At 58.6% G+C, this 16695-nt stretch carries 19 protein-coding genes and 1 tRNA gene; 15 read left to right on the forward strand and 5 right to left on the reverse strand.

The features are described 5' to 3' along the window. Positions 1–12: 12 nt before the first annotated feature. Positions 13–558 (reverse strand): dTDP-4-dehydrorhamnose 3,5-epimerase, encoded by a 546-nt coding sequence (gene rfbC, locus ACTJK7_RS07825; RefSeq protein WP_440780487.1) that lies wholly within the window; start codon positions 556–558, stop codon positions 13–15. Positions 559–736: 178 nt separating this feature from the next. Between rfbC and ACTJK7_RS07830 the strand changes: the two genes are divergently transcribed. The 9 genes from ACTJK7_RS07830 (at position 737) to ACTJK7_RS07870 (ending at position 10337) form a co-directional block, all read left to right on the forward strand. Beyond that, complete coding sequence (locus tag ACTJK7_RS07830; RefSeq protein WP_440780488.1) at positions 737–3649, forward strand: aminotransferase; 2913 nt, start codon at positions 737–739, stop codon at positions 3647–3649. Positions 3650–3829: 180 nt separating this feature from the next. Further along, a complete protein-coding gene (gene aguA / locus ACTJK7_RS07835; protein ID WP_064382768.1) occupies positions 3830–4936 on the forward strand; it encodes an agmatine deiminase in 1107 nt (368 codons plus the stop codon). 246 nt (positions 4937–5182) lie between these two features. Continuing rightward, positions 5183–5395: a hypothetical protein gene (locus ACTJK7_RS07840; protein ID WP_064382769.1), complete on the forward strand. Its 213-nt coding sequence runs from the start codon at positions 5183–5185 to the stop codon at positions 5393–5395. Positions 5396–5637: 242 nt separating this feature from the next. Next, positions 5638–6306, forward strand: coding sequence for a DsbA family protein (locus tag ACTJK7_RS07845; protein ID WP_064382770.1), 669 nt, complete (start codon positions 5638–5640; stop codon positions 6304–6306). Positions 6307–6605: 299 nt separating this feature from the next. Continuing rightward, on the forward strand, positions 6606–7892 hold the full coding sequence (locus ACTJK7_RS07850) for an OprD family porin (RefSeq protein ID WP_064592776.1): 1287 nt from the start codon (positions 6606–6608) through the stop codon (positions 7890–7892). Between the two features lie 232 nt (positions 7893–8124). Beyond that, positions 8125–8871 (forward strand): 2OG-Fe dioxygenase family protein, encoded by a 747-nt coding sequence (locus ACTJK7_RS07855; RefSeq protein ID WP_011331995.1) that lies wholly within the window; start codon positions 8125–8127, stop codon positions 8869–8871. A 79-nt stretch (positions 8872–8950) separates the two neighbouring features. Next, positions 8951–9328: a GNAT family N-acetyltransferase gene (locus ACTJK7_RS07860; protein WP_007952618.1), complete on the forward strand. Its 378-nt coding sequence runs from the start codon at positions 8951–8953 to the stop codon at positions 9326–9328. Further along, the gene (locus ACTJK7_RS07865; RefSeq protein ID WP_064382772.1) at positions 9325–10041 is read left to right on the forward strand and encodes an AzlC family ABC transporter permease; all 717 of its coding nucleotides are present in this window, start codon (positions 9325–9327) and stop codon (positions 10039–10041) included. Before ACTJK7_RS07860 ends, ACTJK7_RS07865 begins: the two co-directional genes overlap by 4 nt. Next, entirely contained in the window at positions 10020–10337 is a 318-nt protein-coding gene (locus ACTJK7_RS07870; protein WP_007952614.1) for an AzlD domain-containing protein, read from the forward strand. Before ACTJK7_RS07865 ends, ACTJK7_RS07870 begins: the two co-directional genes overlap by 22 nt. Here the strand turns inward: ACTJK7_RS07870 and ACTJK7_RS07875 are convergent. Then, positions 10254–11180, reverse strand: coding sequence for a LysR family transcriptional regulator (locus tag ACTJK7_RS07875; protein ID WP_085647967.1), 927 nt, complete (start codon positions 11178–11180; stop codon positions 10254–10256). The genes ACTJK7_RS07870 and ACTJK7_RS07875 overlap by 84 nt on opposite strands. 447 nt (positions 11181–11627) lie before the next feature. Between ACTJK7_RS07875 and ACTJK7_RS07880 the strand changes: the two genes are divergently transcribed. The 4 genes from ACTJK7_RS07880 (at position 11628) to ACTJK7_RS07895 (ending at position 14113) form a co-directional block, all read left to right on the forward strand. Beyond that, complete coding sequence (locus tag ACTJK7_RS07880; protein WP_159085196.1) at positions 11628–12161, forward strand: PBECR2 nuclease fold domain-containing protein; 534 nt, start codon at positions 11628–11630, stop codon at positions 12159–12161. 348 nt (positions 12162–12509) lie between these two features. Beyond that, positions 12510–12728, forward strand: a complete 219-nt coding sequence (locus ACTJK7_RS07885; RefSeq protein WP_007952610.1) for a tautomerase family protein — start codon at positions 12510–12512, stop codon at positions 12726–12728. Next, on the forward strand, positions 12725–13369 hold the full coding sequence (locus ACTJK7_RS07890; RefSeq protein ID WP_440780490.1) for a DsbA family oxidoreductase: 645 nt from the start codon (positions 12725–12727) through the stop codon (positions 13367–13369). The genes ACTJK7_RS07885 and ACTJK7_RS07890 overlap by 4 nt, the downstream gene beginning before the upstream one ends. A gap of 33 nt (positions 13370–13402) precedes the next feature. Next, positions 13403–14113, forward strand: a complete 711-nt coding sequence (locus ACTJK7_RS07895) for an SDR family NAD(P)-dependent oxidoreductase (RefSeq protein WP_323150603.1) — start codon at positions 13403–13405, stop codon at positions 14111–14113. A gap of 58 nt (positions 14114–14171) precedes the next feature. On the opposite strand, the gene ACTJK7_RS07900 is transcribed toward ACTJK7_RS07895, so the two are convergent. Continuing rightward, on the reverse strand, positions 14172–14438 hold the full coding sequence (locus tag ACTJK7_RS07900) for a DUF3077 domain-containing protein (protein WP_064382775.1): 267 nt from the start codon (positions 14436–14438) through the stop codon (positions 14172–14174). A gap of 428 nt (positions 14439–14866) precedes the next feature. On the opposite strand from ACTJK7_RS07900, the gene ACTJK7_RS07905 reads away from it, so the two are divergent. Beyond that, entirely contained in the window at positions 14867–15184 is a 318-nt protein-coding gene (locus tag ACTJK7_RS07905) for a transcriptional regulator (RefSeq protein WP_108559126.1), read from the forward strand. After that, entirely contained in the window at positions 15174–15458 is a 285-nt protein-coding gene (locus ACTJK7_RS07910) for a helix-turn-helix domain-containing protein (RefSeq protein WP_007952602.1), read from the forward strand. The genes ACTJK7_RS07905 and ACTJK7_RS07910 overlap by 11 nt, the downstream gene beginning before the upstream one ends. Positions 15459–15588: 130 nt before the next feature. Here ACTJK7_RS07910 and ACTJK7_RS07915 read toward each other — a convergent pair. Both ACTJK7_RS07915 and ACTJK7_RS07920 read right to left on the reverse strand, forming a co-directional pair. After that, positions 15589–15664, reverse strand: a tRNA-Thr gene (locus tag ACTJK7_RS07915). 76 nt (positions 15665–15740) lie between these two features. Further along, positions 15741–16556, reverse strand: coding sequence for an FkbM family methyltransferase (locus tag ACTJK7_RS07920; RefSeq protein ID WP_108559128.1), 816 nt, complete (start codon positions 16554–16556; stop codon positions 15741–15743). Positions 16557–16695: the final 139 nt, after the last annotated feature.

Below are 16695 nucleotides of genomic sequence, written 5' to 3' on the forward strand. Positions count from 1 at the left end.
TCACACAGGACTTCAGGAAAAGACGTCGGCGTCCTTGAGCAGTGCCGCCGCCTGGTCCTTGGCCGACAGTTTCGGCGCTTCATCCAGCTGCCAGTCGATGCCCAGATCCGGGTCGTCCCAACGAATGCTGCGCTCGGAAGACGGGTTGTAGTAGTCGGTGGTCTTGTAGAGGAATTCGGCGAACTCGCTCAGCACTACGAAACCGTGGGCGAAACCTTCCGGAACCCATAGTTGGCGATGGTTGTCGGCGGACAGACGCACGGCCACCCACTTGCCGAAATGCGGCGAGCTGCGACGGATATCCACGGCGACATCGAGGACTTCGCCAGCGGTAACGCGGACCAGTTTGCCCTGGGTGTTTTCCAGTTGGTAATGCAGCCCGCGCAGAACGCCTTTCTGCGAGCGCGAATGGTTGTCCTGCACAAACTGCGTTTCGAGGCCGGTCGCGTCCTGAAAGGCCTTCGCATTGAAGCTTTCGTAAAAGAACCCGCGTTCGTCACCAAATACCTTGGGTTCGATGATCAAGACACCAGGCAGGTCGGTGTTGATTACATTCATGTAGATTTTCCAGTGGCAGGTGTGAATGGCCGACATTCTTGCGCAAAGCGTCGACAGGTGCGAGGGGCGCTTGCAAATCCGCCGGTCTCGCAGCGTGTCGGGGATGGATGGTCGGGGGTTGCTTATCGCCCGAAGCAATGGCGATATAGGCGCCTAATAAAATTTCAGGGGTCGTTCCATGTCGTTCGCCACGTTGATTCATCGCGCCAGTTTGCCCAGCCCGCAGGTTTCGGTGGAGCAGGCCCGGCATCTGCTGGCGCAGCATTACGGCTTGAACGGCACGTTGCAGGCTCTGGGCAGCCAGCAGGACCTCAATTACCGGATCGACAGCGAGCGTGGTCGGTTCGTGTTGAAGATCTGCCGGGGCGACTATGCGCTGGTTGAGCTGCAAGCCCAGCATGCGGGCCTGAAATACCTGGCCGAGAAGGGTGCCGTTAAGGTTCCTCGAGTGATGGCGGCCACTAACGGCGCAGACCTGCTGACCCTGGACGTCGGTGGAGAATCGGTGCATGTGCGACTACTCGATTACATCGACGGACAACCCCTGACGGCCCTCGATCACCTTGGCCACGAAGTCGTCGCCGGTTTTGGCCGGCTCTGCGGCGAGATGGATCTGGCCCTCGTCGGTTTCGACCATCCGGGGCTCGAGCGCACGTTGCAATGGGACGCGCGCCACGCCAGCGCACTGATCGAGCACCTGCTGCCGGTGATCGAAGACGAACGCCAGCGCACGCTGATCGCCGAGGTTGCCGAGCAGGCCAGACTTCGTTTGCAGCCGCTGGTGGAAAAGCTGCCGGTGCAGGCGATCCACATGGACATCACCGACGACAACGTGGTCTGGCAGCGTGACGCCCGGCGGCACTGGCAGTTGCAGGGCGTCATCGATTTCGGCGATCTGGTGCGCACCTGGCGCATCACCGATCTGTCGGTCACCTGTGCCGCGCTGCTGCATCACGCCGCCGGCGATCCGTTCGTGATCCTGCCGGCCGTGCAGGCCTATCACGCGGTCAATCCGCTGCAACACGAAGAATTGCTGGCGCTGTGGCCGCTGATCGTGGCGCGCGCGGCGGTGCTGGTGCTCAGTGGCGAGCAACAGGTCAGCATCGATCCGGGCAATACCTACAGCCGCGACAACCTGACCCACGAATGGGAGATCTTCCGGGTCGCCACCTCGGTGCCGCTGGCATTGATGGAGGCGGCGATTCTCACGGCGGTCGGCCAGACATTGCCGGACATCGACAGTGAAGGCTTTGCGCCGTTGTTGCCCGGCCTGGTCGGGCGCGAATTCGCGTTGATCGATCTGGGGGTGTTGAGCGCACACTTCGAGGCGGGCAACTGGGAGCAGCCAGGCATCGATCAGCGCCTGTTGAGCGAGGCCGCTGCCATCCACGGTCTGGCGGCCAGTCGATACGGGCAATACCGGTTGTCGCGCACCCGGCCTGACAGCGCCGATGAGCCAGAGACGTTCCCGCTGCACGTCGAATTGCATGTGCCGAAAGGTTCGGCGGTGGAAGCGCCGTTTGCTGGCGTACTGCACCTGTCGGCTGACGGCGCGCTGCGACTCGACGGCCCGCAACTGAGCCTGCGCTTGCTGGGCGTGAAAGCTTCGTTGCACGGCGGCGCAGCGCTGGTCAAAGGCCAGGTGCTGGGTTCGGTGGACGGTCCGTTGATCGTGCAATTGATTCGCGGCGCACAGCTTGAAGCGCCGCTGTTCTGCACGCCGACCCGCGCGGCGGCGTGGCAGGCGTTGTCCCCCTCGCCGGCCGCACTGCTGGGCCTGGCCTGCGACGCTGAGCCCGAACTGGACGCCGCAACCCTGCTGGCGCGCCGTGACGCCAGTTTCGCCCGCACCCAGAAGCACTATTACGTCGACCCGCCGCGTATCGAACGCGGTTGGCGCAATCACCTGATTGACATGCAGGGCCGTTCCTACCTCGACATGCTCAATAACGTCGCGGTGCTCGGCCACGGTCACCCGCGCATGGCGGCGGTGGCGAGCCGACAGTGGTCGCTGCTCAATACCAACTCGCGGTTCAACTATGCGGCGGTCGCCGAGTTTTCCGAACGCTTGCTGAAACTGGCGCCGGAGGGCATGGATCGGGTGTTCCTGGTCAACAGCGGCAGCGAGGCCAATGACCTGGCGATTCGCCTGGCATGGGCCGCCAGCGGTGGGCGCGACATGATCAGCGTGCTGGAGGCCTATCACGGCTGGACGGTCGGCGCGGACGCGGTCTCGACCTCGATTGCCGATAACCCGAAAGCCCTGAGCAGTCGCCCGGACTGGGTGCACGCGGTGACGGCTCCCAACACCTATCGCGGCGAATTTCGCGGCGCGGATTCGGCGCCGGATTACGTGCGCAGCGTCGAGCAACATCTGGCGAAGCTCGATGAGCAGAAACGCCAGCTGGCCGGGTTTATCTGCGAGCCGGTCTACGGCAATGCGGGCGGGATTTCGCTGCCGCCGGGTTACCTGAAAAAAGTCTATGAAATGGTGCGTGCCCGTGGCGGCGTTTGCATCGCCGATGAGGTGCAGGTCGGTTACGGGCGCATGGGCCACTTCTTCTGGGGCTTCGAAGAGCAAGGCGTGGTGCCGGACATCATCACCATGGCTAAAGGCATGGGCAACGGCCAGCCGCTGGGCGCGGTGATCACCCGCCGGGAAATCGCCGAAGCGCTGGAAGCCGAGGGCTATTTCTTCTCGTCCGCCGGCGGTAGTCCGGTGAGCTGCCAGATCGGCATGGCGGTGCTCGATGTCATGGAAGAAGAAAAGCTCTGGGAAAACGCCCAGGTGGTCGGCGCCCACTTCAAGGCCCGGCTGGAGGCGCTGATCGATCAATATCCGTTGGTCGGCGCGGTGCACGGTTCCGGGTTCTATCTGGGGGTCGAGCTGATCCGCGATCGGGCAACGCTGGAGCCGGCGACCGAGGAAACCACGCTGTTGTGTGACCGCCTGCGAGAGCTGGGGATTTTCATGCAGCCGACCGGCGATTACCTGAACGTCCTGAAGATCAAACCGCCGATGGTCACCTCGCGGCAGAGCGTGGATTTCTTCGTCGATATGCTGGCCAAGGTGTTGGAAGAAGGGCTTTAAAGCGATCCGCAACCGGGCAAATACCGATTTGTATCGGTATTTGCCCGGTTAAATTGGGATTGTTTTTTCTTTATGGCTTCTAAAGCCGATATTTATCGTTTATAAAGTCGCCATAGTCCGTCGTCCAACCCTGTACGGCGTGTTGAACAACCTCGACGGTTCCCTGGAGTCCTGATCGACATGACCACATTGAAAAGCACACCACGCGCCGATGGCTTCTACATGCCGGCCGAATGGGCACCGCAAACCCAGATCTGGATGATCTGGCCCGAGCGTCCGGACAACTGGCGTCTGGGCGGCAAACCGGCGCAGGCCGCTCACGCCGCTGTGGCCAAGGCCATCGCGCGTTTCGAACCGGTGACCGTGGCGGTCTCCGCCGGCCAATACGAAAACGCCCGTGCTCGTCTCGACGTGCCGAATATCCGCGTGGTCGAGATGTCCAGCGATGACGCCTGGGTTCGCGATAGCGGCCCGACGTTCGTGATCAACAACAGCGGCGAAGTGCGCGGTGTGAATTGGGATTTCAACGCCTGGGGCGGTTTTGATGGCGGCCTGTATTCGCCGTGGAACCGTGATTCCCAGGTCGGCGGCAAGATCCTCGAAATCGAGCGCAGCCCGCGCTACCGCACCGAAGGCTTTGTGCTCGAAGGCGGCTCGATTCACGTCGACGGCGAAGGCACTCTGATCACCACCGAAGAATGCTTGCTCAACCGCAATCGCAACCCGCACCTGGGCCGCGAAGAAATCGAAGCGGTACTCAGCGAAAATCTGTCGGTGGACAAGATCATCTGGCTGCCGGACGGCCTGTTCAACGACGAAACCGACGGCCATGTGGATAACTTCTGCTGCTACGTGCGTCCGGGCGAAGTGCTGCTGGCCTGGACTGACGATCCGCAGGATCCGAACTACCCGCGTTGCCAGGCCGCGATGAAAGTGCTGGAAAGCAGCACTGACGCCAAGGGCCGCCCGTTCACGGTGCACAAGATGCCGATTCCGGGGCCGCTGTTTGCCACCGAAGAAGAATGCGCTGGCGTGGACCCGGTGGACGGCACTCAGGAGCGCAACCCGAGCGTGCGCCTGGCCGGTTCCTACGTGAACTTCCTGATCGTCAACGGTGGCATCATCGCGCCAAGCTTCGACGACCCGATGGACGCCCCGGCGCGAGAGATCCTGCAGAACCTGTTCCCGCAACACGAAGTGGTGATGGTGCCGGGTCGCGAACTGTTACTGGGGGGCGGCAATATTCACTGCCTTACCCAACAGCAACCCGCGCCGCACAAAGAGTGAGTGCGGATGTAACAGCTTGAGTTGATTGAAAAAACGACCGGGCAGTCATTTGTTGCCCTCGTATGAAGAGAAACCCGCAGCCCGTCAGGACTGCGGGTTTCTTTATATCCGCCTGTCGGCAGTTTCCAGACATTGGCATAGCTCTTGTATCGCTCATGACGCACTAGGGAGGGGGGGAGAACTTCAACAGTTCTGTCATAAACCTTGGATAACGTAGCCGCTCATGAACGGGGAGAGAGCGCTGAAATGAACGCCGAAGTGAACGTAATCAGCGAGCGGACGATGCATCCCATGGCTGTAAATAGTGAGTCGCTCCAGATTGTCGCGCACTGGTTGAAGTCCAATGGAACGCGTCAGATCAGGGAACCTGATCCGCGCCGGATGATGATCGAGCGTTACCCCGCTGGCCTGTTCAGCGAGGCCGAACTGGAAGCACTCTGGGATGTGTTGGAAGGATAAGAAGAACAGACAGGGATTGTAAAAAGCGCTGCCCGGATGGCAGCGCTTTTTTTATGGGCGCAAATCAGGCGCTTGAGGTACCGATGCACACCAGGTTGTCTGCCTGATCTGGAAGTGGCGGCTGCCGGTCCCGATTTGACCGATTGCCGAAACACACTGAAAGCCATTCCGGCGTTTTTTCGCAACGACCGAGGGACTAATGTGCCGACATCATTTCCCCACCTTCCAGCCGGAGCATTTCGATGACCCTTCACTACATTTACGACCCGTTGTGCGGCTGGTGCTATGGCGCCAAACCACTGGTGCAAGCTGCACAGCAAGTGCTGCCGGTGATCGCCCACGCCGGCGGCATGATGACCGGTGCCAACCGCCAGAGCGTTTCGCCCCAACTGCGCAATTACGTAATGCCCCATGATCGCCGCATTGCCGAATACACCGGTCAGCCGTTTGGCGAAGCCTATTTCGAAGGCCTGTTGCGCGACCATACGGCGGTGTTTGATTCGGCACCGCCGATTGCCGCTGTGATGGCAGCGCAAAAAATCGACGGCCGTGGCCTGGGACTGCTAGGGCGTTTGCAGACGGCGCACTACGTCGAAGGGCGTCGAATTGCAGACCAAAGCGTGCTGTTGGAATTTGCCGTGGAGCAGGGCTACGACGCCGATACTTTCTTGAACGCACTGCAATCAGTCGACACTCTGCAACATATAAAGAGCAGCCGCGCCTTATTGGCGAAACTCGGTGGCCAAGGTTTTCCGACCTTTGCGCTGGAGCAGGATGGTCAGTTCACCTTGGTGGATATCGGCCCTTGGCTCGGCAAACCAGAAGCCTTCGCCCAATGGTTGAGCGAGTCGTTTACGTCTGTGCCAGGGACTGAAACCCTGCCGGTCTGTGGGCTCGGTAGTTGCGCGTAATCCGGCATCAAAATCCCTGATTGCGGGCAATTCCGTGCACGAACCCGTCGCAAAATTTACTTTTTTTAGACGTTTTTCGCCTATTTAAAGACGATTCTTGAAATTGACACATTGTTGAGGGCGCGGCTACGATTCGGCCCAACGCCTGTGGCTAACCGCCATGACTCAAAATCAGGAGCAGGCCCGCCATGACATTGTCTTGAGCGGGTCTTTTTGTTTCGGGGTGAATAAAAGAGTGCAATAAGCGCCGTTTCAGCCGTTCGACACAGCGCGTTTCAACCCGTAATAAGGAAAACAAAATGTTGAACAAGCGAATCAGTTTGATCGCACTGGGGATGTTGAGTGCCACTTCGGCCATGGCTAACGACCAGGCCGAGTCCAAGGGTTTTGTAGAAGACAGCAGCCTCAAAGTGCTGCTGCGCAATGCCTATATCAATCGTGACTACAAAGATGGCAACCAGGACAAAGCCGAATGGGGCCAAGCGGCCATCGGTACGTTCTCGTCCGGTTTCACTCAAGGCACCGTCGGTGTCGGTGTGGATGCCTTCGGTCTGTACGCGCTGCGTCTGGACGGCGGCAAGGGCCGCAGCGGTGCCGGTGGTATCGACTTCTTCAAACAGGGTGACAGCGGTAACGCTGCCGACGATCTGTCGAAGGGCGGTGCAGCGGTCAAATTCCGTATCTCCAACACCGTACTGACCTACGGCGACCAGATGCCGGCCCTGCCGGTGCTGAGCTACGACAACGTGCGTCTGCTGCCGGAAAGCTACACCGGTACCTTGATCACTTCCAAAGAGATCAAAGGCCTGGAGCTGAATGCCGGTCGTTTCACCGCCGAATCGCGCAAGAGCGCTGAAGGCCGTGACAGCGGTGGTCTGAAGTCGATCAACGTGTTGGGCGGTAGCTACCAGTTCACCGAACAGTTCAAGGCAGCGCTGTACGCTTCCGACGTCGAAGACGTGCTGAAAAAACAGTACGTGAACGCCAACTACGTGTTCCCGATTGACAAGGATCAGTCCCTGACCCTGGACTTCAACGGTTACCGCACCAAGCTGGACAACTCCTACGTCCGCGAAAACGGTGTGACCGGCGACGACAACAAGATCTGGAGCCTGGCAGCGACCTTCGCCACCGGCCCGCACTCGTTTACCGTGGCGCACCAGCGCTCCACCGGCGACAGCAACCTGGGCTATGCCTATGGCGGTTACCAGAAAGGTCAGGGTCGCGTGGGTGACGGTGGCAACACCATCTACCTGGCCAACTCCTACTGGTCCGACTTCAACGCTGAAGACGAGCGCAGCTGGCAGTTGGGCTACGGCCTGGACTTCAGCGCATTCGGCGTACCGGGTCTGAGCTACAACTTCGCGTATGTGCGTGGCGACAACATCACCACGTCCACCAGCGAAGGCGGCACCGAGCGGGAGATCTTCAACCAGTTCAAGTACGTCGTGCAAAGTGGCCCGGCCAAAGACCTGAGCATCAAGCTGCGCAGCTCGATCCTGCGTGTTTCGCAGAAATCCAGCGAGTACAACGTCAGCGGCAACGAACTGCGTGTGTTCGTGGACTACCCGATCAACATCTTCTGATAATCGGTTGACCCGCGACACGCGTCAGAAAAACCCCGACTGGTTCGGGGTTTTTTTTTGACGTTTTTCGCGAAAACAGCATAAAAACCCGTGTTTTTGTCATTTGAAATGCACTTTCAAGCCGTTTCAAATCGCGTTTCAAACAGGGCTTTAAATGCCTGAAATTCTTTCTCATGGACGCAAATTCTCCACCTAATAGATTAGGCCGCTCAATGCAGCGGAGAATTTGGTAATGATCGTTTTAACCAGAGAAGTGGGCGAATCGCTACGGCGCGACAAGTACGCCAATGTGCAGGGTGCTGACTTCAATCTCTACGGTCATTTCGCCGACTTCGTCAGACTGACCAAAAGTTGGGAAAACATGGAGCCTGACAGTTACTACGGTCAGGCCGAAGCCGGCATGCGTTACCGTCGTTACAGCGACTTTGAATACAACCCCAAGACTCGCGAACTCAAGCAACTGGAACATCGCGCGTACGTACAGTCCAAGGCCAACAACAGCTATGTGGGCGGCGTGGTGCGACACTTCCAGGACTTCTCGGACGAAGTCATCAGCTCGCCGGTGATGCGCAGCCTGATCGACACCGATTTCGAAGTGTACAAAAGCGTGTTGCCGGAAGAGCTGCACGATGAAATCTGGCAGTGCCAGATCCATCAGATCCGTATCGAGATCAAACCCGGCAAACAACTGGAAATCACTCCGGAAGGGATTCACTGCGACGGTTATCCGTTCAGCGGTGTGCACTTCTGGGGCCGTAACAATGTCGAGGGTGCGGAGAGTCGTTTGTACGACATCCACGAGCAGCAACTGGCGTCGACCACTTACCAGGAAATCCTCGACACCACCTACTTCCTCGACCGCGACATGCGTCACTACGTGACACCGGCACGCAACACTCACTCCCACGCCATGGCGTACCGGCAGATCCTGGCGATTTCCTTCTCGCGGCCCGGGACCGCTTTCGACATTGTTCGCTAATCAGATCACCCCAATCGACGGCGTCGAGTGCTCGACGCCGGTGGTGCTGCGGCGTGCGACGGCCAAGGACGCGCAGCGCATGGAGCGCTTCTTCCGCCAGTTCGACGAGGTGTCGTTCTGTGAATGGCAGGATGCCAAATGCCTGCGCGGCGTGCTGATCCAGAAAACCACCACGGCGTATCTTGCTTTCGATGTTGAAGGCGAGATCGTCGGCGCGGTGCTGGGCGGCATGCTCGGCAGTCGTGGCACCATCAACCATCTGGCGGTCAGCCTGCGTTATCGCAGCCAAGGCGTGGGCCAGCGGCTGGTGGAAGCGGCGTCGGCCGACATGAAACGGGTCGGAGTGCTGCGGATGTTCCTGTTCGTCGATGATGCTAACCTCGCGGGCAAGCGTTTCTGGACGGCCCAGGGATTTTGCGAACCTCACGGCGAGCGGACATTTGAGAGGGATCTATGAATGAAACATCCGGCAGTGCGCCGCTGATGGTCGACCGTCAGCCGTCGCGCACCTTTGCCGAAGCCAGCCCGGTGGTGGCCGGTTACTTCACCGTGTCGTTCGTGTTCGGGCTGATGGCCGTCAACGCCGGGCTGCCGTTGTGGCTGCCGGTGGCGATGTGTCTGTTCGTGTATGCCGGGGCTTCGCAATTCGCGGCGCTGGCGCTGATCAGCAGCGGGGCGTCGCTGACCACCATCGTGCTGACCACGTTTCTGATCAACGCGCGGCACATGCTGATGTCGGTCTACATGGCGAAAGCCCTGCGGGCGCTGGGCCTGAGTCGCATGGAACGCTGGTGTTACGCCGGCGGCCTGACCGATGAATCGTTCGCCTTCCACAGCGTCAAACTGGGCACCGGGGCGCCGGTGAACGTCCGTTATCTGATTGGCTTCAACCTGTTCTGCCACACCTCGTGGGTGATCGGCGGATTGCTGGGCGCCCTGTGCGCGCAGTACGCCTCGCATCTGATCAAATACCAGCTCGACTATGCGCTGACCGCGATGATGCTCTACGTGCTGGTCTCGCTCTGCAACACTCGCAATAAACTTATCGCCGCTATGGCCGCAGTGGTCTGCATGGGCGCACTGAGCCTGGTGGGCAACTCGCCATTCAACGTTTTCATCGCCACGTTTGTGGGCTGCGGAGTGGGTGTATGCCTGACCAAACGTTCCTGATTCTGGTGGTCGCGCTGATGATGGCCGTGACCTTTTTGCCACGGGCCCTGCCGTTGCAGGTCAACACCGAGCACTGGCCGCCCTTCGTCGCCCGTGCGCTGGAATACCTGCCGGTGGCGATCGTCGCTGCGATCAGCCTGACACCCTTGTTGATCAAGGATCAGCACATACAGCTCGATCGCCCGGAATTTTATGCCGCGATTCCGACGCTGTTATGTGCGTATTTCAGCAAAAACCTCTTTCTCAGTGTGGCGGTTGGGACGGCTGCGTACATTGCGCTCGGCTCGTTCATGTAGCGGCAGATCGACCACGTCGTTCAACGCCTGACCGGACAGATCCGGGTTGTTCACCGCCAGGCGCACTTCGAGGAAATCCTCGAACCCGGGGAAAATCGTCAGGCCATTTTTCTGCGCCGCCTCGCGGGAGACCATGCCGACGGCGTCCATCTGCGTGATGAGTGACAGGGTCAGCGTTTCGCTGCAGGAGTAGATCGTCCGCTGGCTGTTCTCGTGATTGCCCAACCCGGCGTCGAGAAAACGCAAAAAGCTGTGGGAATACGGACAATCTTCTGCGGGACGCACCTGAAACTTGTTGCCGAGCAACGTCAGCGGATCGTTCTCCTGACCGCAGTGCGCGCCGACCACCTGCACCTGCACTTCCGGCAGGACAATGCTCGGCAGACCCGGACGCTGCGGACCGATCAGCACCGCAAGGTCAAAGTCCTCGTTCTTCAGCTTGCTGAGGTTTTCCATTGATTCGGCGTAGCTGAATTCCATCTGGTAGTCGGGAAACACCTCGATCAGGCGCCCGATCAATCGCCGGTTGAAATCCGGGTCCAGCGTGGTGTTCAACGCCACTTTCAACGTGCGCTGTCCCGGCACCTTCAACGCTTCGACTTTCTCTTCCATCTGCCGTGTGGCAATCAGCACTCTGTCCATATAAGGCGTCAGCTCTGTGCCTTGCGGCGTCAGCGTCAGCCCCTTGTTGGATCGTCTAAACAAGCGGAAACCGAACTGCTCTTCGACCTTGTTCAGCTGTGCGGCCAAGGCCTGCACAGTCAGGCACGAATGCTCGGCTGCGGCCGACAACGAGCCGGTCTGCACGATGCGCATGAGGTTGCGTAAGGTTCTGCTATCCATGGGTAATGCCCTCTGAAGTGGGCTGGGTATTGTTGTGTACGTGACAGCCTGAACGGCGCCATTTGCCGGCTATATTCCTGTACCTGAGCATAGTTGTCGCGCAATTAGTAGCGAATCGATGTCTCCGCCGATGGCTGGAGGCTGACACAGGATCGGGGTTTTTGGTGACGTGGGGGTGATTGGTGTCAAAAAAAGTGCCCGACTCTAAGGAGCCGGGCAATTTTTTGTGCGGTTGGGTTACAGCGGCTGGGACAATTTCGTACAGCCCTCTCGCGCTGTTCAGCGTTTGATGCCGGAAGCCTCCTATTGAAAGACAAGAACGGGCTGATTTATTACCGCAGCACAAGTGGCTGAAATATCAGGCAATTAACTTCGAGACTTTTTCAGTCCGATGCCATTGGATATCCAGGCAATGCCGGCATCCGCGAAGCTAGCGAGAAGATGCCAATGAGTGTGCCTGGGAGCAGGGCGTTACCTGAACAAAAGAACTGGAAGGATCTTGGTTTACCGGACATTCGGGACATTGATCCCGAGTTGCTGACTTCTGCGATCAGAGAACGTCCGGGTGCCGAGAGTCTGGAGGCTGCATGGGAGCAAGTTGCCAAAGGCTTCGGGCTTCATGACGGCCTCAATTCAATAGTGATTGAGACATCCATTTGCCCAGTTCTGGTGAAGCGCGAGCATTTGTTGCACATTGTGGAAAAACGCCCGAATGCTCGGGAGCGCTTCACAGACTTCGCGCAAGACACCCTGAAAAAGCCGTTAGAGATTTGGAAGATTTCCTACGATGACGACTCTTTCCGGCTCTCATATATCGGTGCCTACAACACGAAATACCAGATGCTGGTCGTGATCCATATCGATCATGGCAACGTACTCTGGAACTTCATGAACTGTGACAAAAAGGGACTGAACAAGCATCGGCATGGAGAGCTGCTGTTCCAACGTTACCGATGGCCCAAACAAAAAGGGCAGCCTTAACAGGCTGCCCTTCACGAAAAAGTTGCTTGATATTGTGCTCCCTCAAGCAGGGGAGAAGAGGTCTCACCCGAACGCTGATTTTCAGGTCATCAACGGGGTTCCTAACGCCGACTATCGCCACCTGATGGCAGTCGGTTTCGCGCTCTTGGCACCGATTCTCGGCCACTGAATCTGATGTGTCAACCTACGAATTCTATGGGTAAGCGGTAGCGAAATAGGCGTATCAATTCATTACACCACCTCACAAATGAAGTACCCCACCCCTACTTTTTCCCCTCCCGGCACACGCCTAAATTGAGCTCCAACACCTGACCATCATCCCGAGGGCAGGTCACTGGAGTAGTCGTCATGCCATTTGTCAGCGTACGCATCACCCGCGACGGCGTTACCCGTGAGCAGAAAGCTCAGGTGATCGCCGAAATCACTGAAACCCTGGAACGTGTCCTCAACAAACGCCCGGACCTGACCCACATCGTGATCGAAGAAGTCGACACCGATAACTGGGGCTACGCCGGCATCACCACTACCGAGTACCGCCGACAGCTGGCGGAACGGGGCCAGTCATGACCCCGACCGTGACCATCGATTTCGTTTCCGACGTGGTGTGCCCCTGGTGCGCACTCGGGGCGACAGCGCTGGAGCAGGCGATCGGCAATCTGGCCGGCGAGATTTCGGTGGAGCTGACCTACAAGCCCTTCGAACTCAACCCGGATATGCCCGCCGAAGGCGAGCCGGCCGTGCAGCACCTGATGCGCAAATACGGCCGCACCGCCGAAGACGTCGCCGCCGGCAAGAAGATGCAGATCGAACGCGGCAAAGCCATCGGTTTCGAGTTCGACCTGGAGAAACGCACGCACTTTCATAACACCTTCGACGCCCATCGATTGCTGATGTGGGCAGCGCAGGAAGGGCGGCAAGTCGCGCTGAAAAAGATCCTGCTGCGCGCTTACTTCCGCGACGGCGACAACCCGAACGATCACCCGACGCTGATCCGTCTGGCGACCGAAGCGGGACTGGATGCGGCGAGGGCCCGCAAGGTGCTGGCCAGTGACGAATTCGCCAGCGAAGTGCGGCAACTGCAAGCGTTCTACCGGCAGCACGGAATCAACTCAGTGCCCGCGCTGATCCTGAACGGCAAGCACCTGGTGTCCGGTTCGCAATCGGTCGAGTACTACGAACAAATGCTGAAACAACTGGCTGCGGCCTGATTCAACACCTACTTATTGATTGAGGATTTCATCATGAGCAACTCGAAAAAAACCGTCGTTATCACTGGTGCTTCCCAAGGTCTGGGCGAAGGCATGGTCAAGGCCTTCCGTGAGCTGGGCTACAACATTGTCGCCACCTCGCGCTCGATCAAACCGTCGAACGACCCGCAAATCCTGACCATTGCCGGCGACATCGGCGACCCGGCCACCGCTCAGCGTGTGATCAGCGAAGGCGTGGCCCGCTTCGGCCGCATCGACACCCTGGTCAACAACGCCGGCATCTTCGTCGCCAAACCGTTCACCGCCTACACCCCGGAAGACTACACCGCGGTGCTGTCGGTCAACCTCAACGGCTTCTTCTACATCACCCAACTGGCCATCGCCGAGATGGAAAAACAGGGCAAGGGCCACGTGGTCAACATCACCACCAGCCTGACCGACCACGCGGTAGACGGCGTGCCCTCGGTCCTCGCTTCGCTGACCAAGGGCGGCCTCAACGCCGCCACCAAATCCCTGGCCATCGAATACGCCAAACGCGGAATCCGGGTGAACGCGGTATCGCCGGGCATCATCAAAACGCCGATGCACGGCGAGGAAACCCATGAGGCACTGGGCGCGCTGCACCCGGTTGGGCACATGGGCGAGATCGACGACATTGCGCAGGCGGTGGTGTATCTCGATAACGCGAACTTTGTGACTGGCGAGATTCTGCACGTGGATGGCGGGCAGAGCGCCGGGCACTGATTGATGCGTTAACACAAAGCCCTTGCAGCGATGCGAGGGCTTTTTTATGGGCGACTATTTATGGATCTGGACTCAACACTTTGACCGCGTCATCGACCAGCGCCTTGCTCAACTCCTGCAAATATTGCGAGGCGCAGGCGTGGAGTTCCGGGTCGTTGGCGGCAGAAGTATCTGACGTGAGCAGTTTGGAAATGTGCAGCAGATGCGAGGCGTGGGAGAGGGCGGTGGCGACCGGGACGCCGGAGTTGGTGCGGAAGAGTGCGTGGTTGGACTGGAAGGAGAAATGGGTGAGGCCGAGGGTTTTCAGATCGTGGGGATTGGTCATGGCTTCACCTACCGTTTGTTGGGAGGTGGAAAGGGCAGACTTTGGATGGATCGATGCTAATCATTTGTGAAACTCCCTGTATCAAATGAGGGCTGCCAATTCGTTATCAGGCGAATGGGGTGGCAGCTATGCGCAGGCTGATAAACCGGAGATACAGGAACCCGGCAGACCCGAAGGTCTCCCACGCACAGCCGCCATTGCACGGAAATGCAGGCACAAAAAAACGCCGGCAAACGTGGGTTGGGGCGCTGGTGCGCCTGTATCTTACGCGGGTTATCAGGCCCGGTCGCTGAATTGGCAGCGACGGGTTTGACGGTAGCGTGGAGGAGGATTGAGCGCAATCGTGGCCAGGTGGTGGCGGAGACTTCAATCTCGACCAGACAAACGTGCATTGCCCATCTATACGGCAAAGCCGTATAGTGCCGCCCATGTATACCATTATCGAAACCGAAATTTTCAAGCGCTATGCTGACGGTATCTGGGCCGAGGGTGAGCGGCATGAATTCATAACCTGGCTTGCCGCAAATCCGCTGGCCGGTGATGTCGTTCCGGGTAGCGGAGGCCTGCGCAAGGTTCGCTGGTCTCGTAGCGGCATGGGCAAGCGAGGTGGTACACGTGTCATTTATTACAACACGCTTTCCGAAGGCTCAATTTGGTTGCTGATTGCCTACACCAAGGCCAAATTCGACAACCTGCCCGCAGCCTTCCTTAAGCAATTGAAGGAGGAAATCAGCGATGGTCAATGAACTGGAGCAATTCCAGCAGGACTTGCTGGACTCTGTCCGCCAAATGAAGGCGGGAAAAGCTGCTCGTGTGACAGAGGTGCCACTCTCGGCGGCTGCTGAAGCGCGGGCGAAGGTGGGCGTTTCGCAAAGTGCATTCGCCAAGTTAATCGGTGTGAGTCTGCGGACGTTGCAGGATTGGGAGCAGGGTCGCAGGCAGCCGACAGGTGCGGCACAGACATTGTTACGTGTTGCTAGCCAGCATCCGGAAGCATTGCGGGATTTGCAGCCAGCCTGAGGTGAAATCGTCTACCGATTGTTCCGATTAAAACTGGCAACACGGTTGCTGATGATCGGAGATTTGGACGTTTTGTGGACACTCCAGAAACAACAAAGCCCCTGCATTTCTGCAGGGGCTTCGTTTTGTATGGTGCCGGCACCAGGAATCGAACCCGGGACCTACTGATTACAAGTCAGTTGCTCTACCATCTGAGCTATACCGGCGTGTGGGCGACGATTATAGCGACTCGGGTGCTTCTGTAAACCCCTGAATTCAGACTATTTTTGCGCCCTCCGCGAATCACGCCCGGCGCAGGACGTTGCGCAGTTTTTGTACAGCGCGCCAGGCGCGGCTGTTTTGCATGGCGCGCAGTTGGGCTTCGGCTTGTTCGGCGCGTTGCAGGGCGGTTTCCAGGGCCGAGTTTACCGGGTGGGCGAGGTTGTGGCCTTTGCACAGCTGGAAATTGTCGAGATTGCACGGTGGCAGGTCGAACGCGGGTTTGAGGTTGATGTGTTCGTTGGCGAGGAAGAAGCTGTTGAGGCCGTCGAACAGGACGTTGGTGTAGCCAGCGTCGGTCACCAGGTGTTCCCAGGTGTGGTCGCGCTCCCATGGGGTTTCGATGAGGATGATCCAGGGGCGGAAGCGGCTGAAGTCCATGCCGCGCAGGACGGTTTCTTCGTGACCTTCGACGTCGATTTTCAGGAAGTGGATCGGTCGCTCGGCAGCGTGTTCTTCGCAGATCGAGGTCAGTGTGCGTGCGTTGACAGTGAAGCTTTGTACGTCCATGCCGAGGTCTTTGCGTTCTTGCGCAACGACCGGGTCAGCAGTGGACAGGCCGGTGTCGGGAATGCCGTAGAAAGTCAGTTCGCCCGGCTGGTCGCTGGCCACGCATTGCAGCGTGGTGTCGCGGGGGCGATGCTGGCGAAGTGCGTCATGGTAGTTCTGCATCGGTTCGACATTGATGCCCTGCCAGCCACGATCGTAAAAGGCCTTGGTGACCGAGTCGTGGATCGGGTCATTGGCGCCGACGTCAATATAAAAACCGTTTTCAAAATACTGCAGGGCGCGCCAAAGGCGAACGTCCTCGAAATTCTGTGCGTAAGAAATGAACGTCACGGTCGCTTCCTGTCGGTCAGGTTTTTCTTGTTCGGGTGCGCGCTACCTGCACGGCACAGGTCTGTATAGCAAGGGCGTATGGCAGGCGCAATTGTCCGCTGCTGGCGTCCGCGATTCGGCGGTTATGTCCTTTTGGTCG

The sequence above is a fragment of the Pseudomonas sp. 22085 genome, from assembly GCF_052045815.1.
Classification (GTDB): Bacteria; Pseudomonadota; Gammaproteobacteria; order Pseudomonadales; family Pseudomonadaceae; genus Aquipseudomonas; species Aquipseudomonas glycinae.

Coding starts and splice junctions, on each gene's coding strand:
- ACTJK7_RS07875 (WP_085647967.1), bottom strand. CDS start 11,180: ATGGATAGCAGAACCTTACGCAACCTCATGCGCATCGTGCAGACCGGC.
- rfbC (WP_440780487.1), bottom strand. CDS start 558: ATGAATGTAATCAACACCGACCTGCCTGGTGTCTTGATCATCGAACCC.
- ACTJK7_RS07885 (WP_007952610.1), top strand. CDS start 12,510: ATGCCATTTGTCAGCGTACGCATCACCCGCGACGGCGTTACCCGTGAG.
- ACTJK7_RS07845 (WP_064382770.1), top strand. CDS start 5,638: ATGACCCTTCACTACATTTACGACCCGTTGTGCGGCTGGTGCTATGGC.
- ACTJK7_RS07910 (WP_007952602.1), top strand. CDS start 15,174: ATGGTCAATGAACTGGAGCAATTCCAGCAGGACTTGCTGGACTCTGTC.
- ACTJK7_RS07870 (WP_007952614.1), top strand. CDS start 10,020: ATGCCTGACCAAACGTTCCTGATTCTGGTGGTCGCGCTGATGATGGCC.
- ACTJK7_RS07840 (WP_064382769.1), top strand. CDS start 5,183: ATGAACGCCGAAGTGAACGTAATCAGCGAGCGGACGATGCATCCCATG.
- ACTJK7_RS07865 (WP_064382772.1), top strand. CDS start 9,325: ATGAATGAAACATCCGGCAGTGCGCCGCTGATGGTCGACCGTCAGCCG.
- ACTJK7_RS07895 (WP_323150603.1), top strand. CDS start 13,403: ATGAGCAACTCGAAAAAAACCGTCGTTATCACTGGTGCTTCCCAAGGT.
- ACTJK7_RS07880 (WP_159085196.1), top strand. CDS start 11,628: ATGAGTGTGCCTGGGAGCAGGGCGTTACCTGAACAAAAGAACTGGAAG.
- ACTJK7_RS07900 (WP_064382775.1), bottom strand. CDS start 14,438: ATGACCAATCCCCACGATCTGAAAACCCTCGGCCTCACCCATTTCTCC.
- ACTJK7_RS07890 (WP_440780490.1), top strand. CDS start 12,725: ATGACCCCGACCGTGACCATCGATTTCGTTTCCGACGTGGTGTGCCCC.
- aguA (WP_064382768.1), top strand. CDS start 3,830: ATGACCACATTGAAAAGCACACCACGCGCCGATGGCTTCTACATGCCG.
- ACTJK7_RS07905 (WP_108559126.1), top strand. CDS start 14,867: ATGTATACCATTATCGAAACCGAAATTTTCAAGCGCTATGCTGACGGT.
- ACTJK7_RS07830 (WP_440780488.1), top strand. CDS start 737: ATGTCGTTCGCCACGTTGATTCATCGCGCCAGTTTGCCCAGCCCGCAG.
- ACTJK7_RS07855 (WP_011331995.1), top strand. CDS start 8,125: ATGATCGTTTTAACCAGAGAAGTGGGCGAATCGCTACGGCGCGACAAG.
- ACTJK7_RS07850 (WP_064592776.1), top strand. CDS start 6,606: ATGTTGAACAAGCGAATCAGTTTGATCGCACTGGGGATGTTGAGTGCC.
- ACTJK7_RS07860 (WP_007952618.1), top strand. CDS start 8,951: ATGGAGCGCTTCTTCCGCCAGTTCGACGAGGTGTCGTTCTGTGAATGG.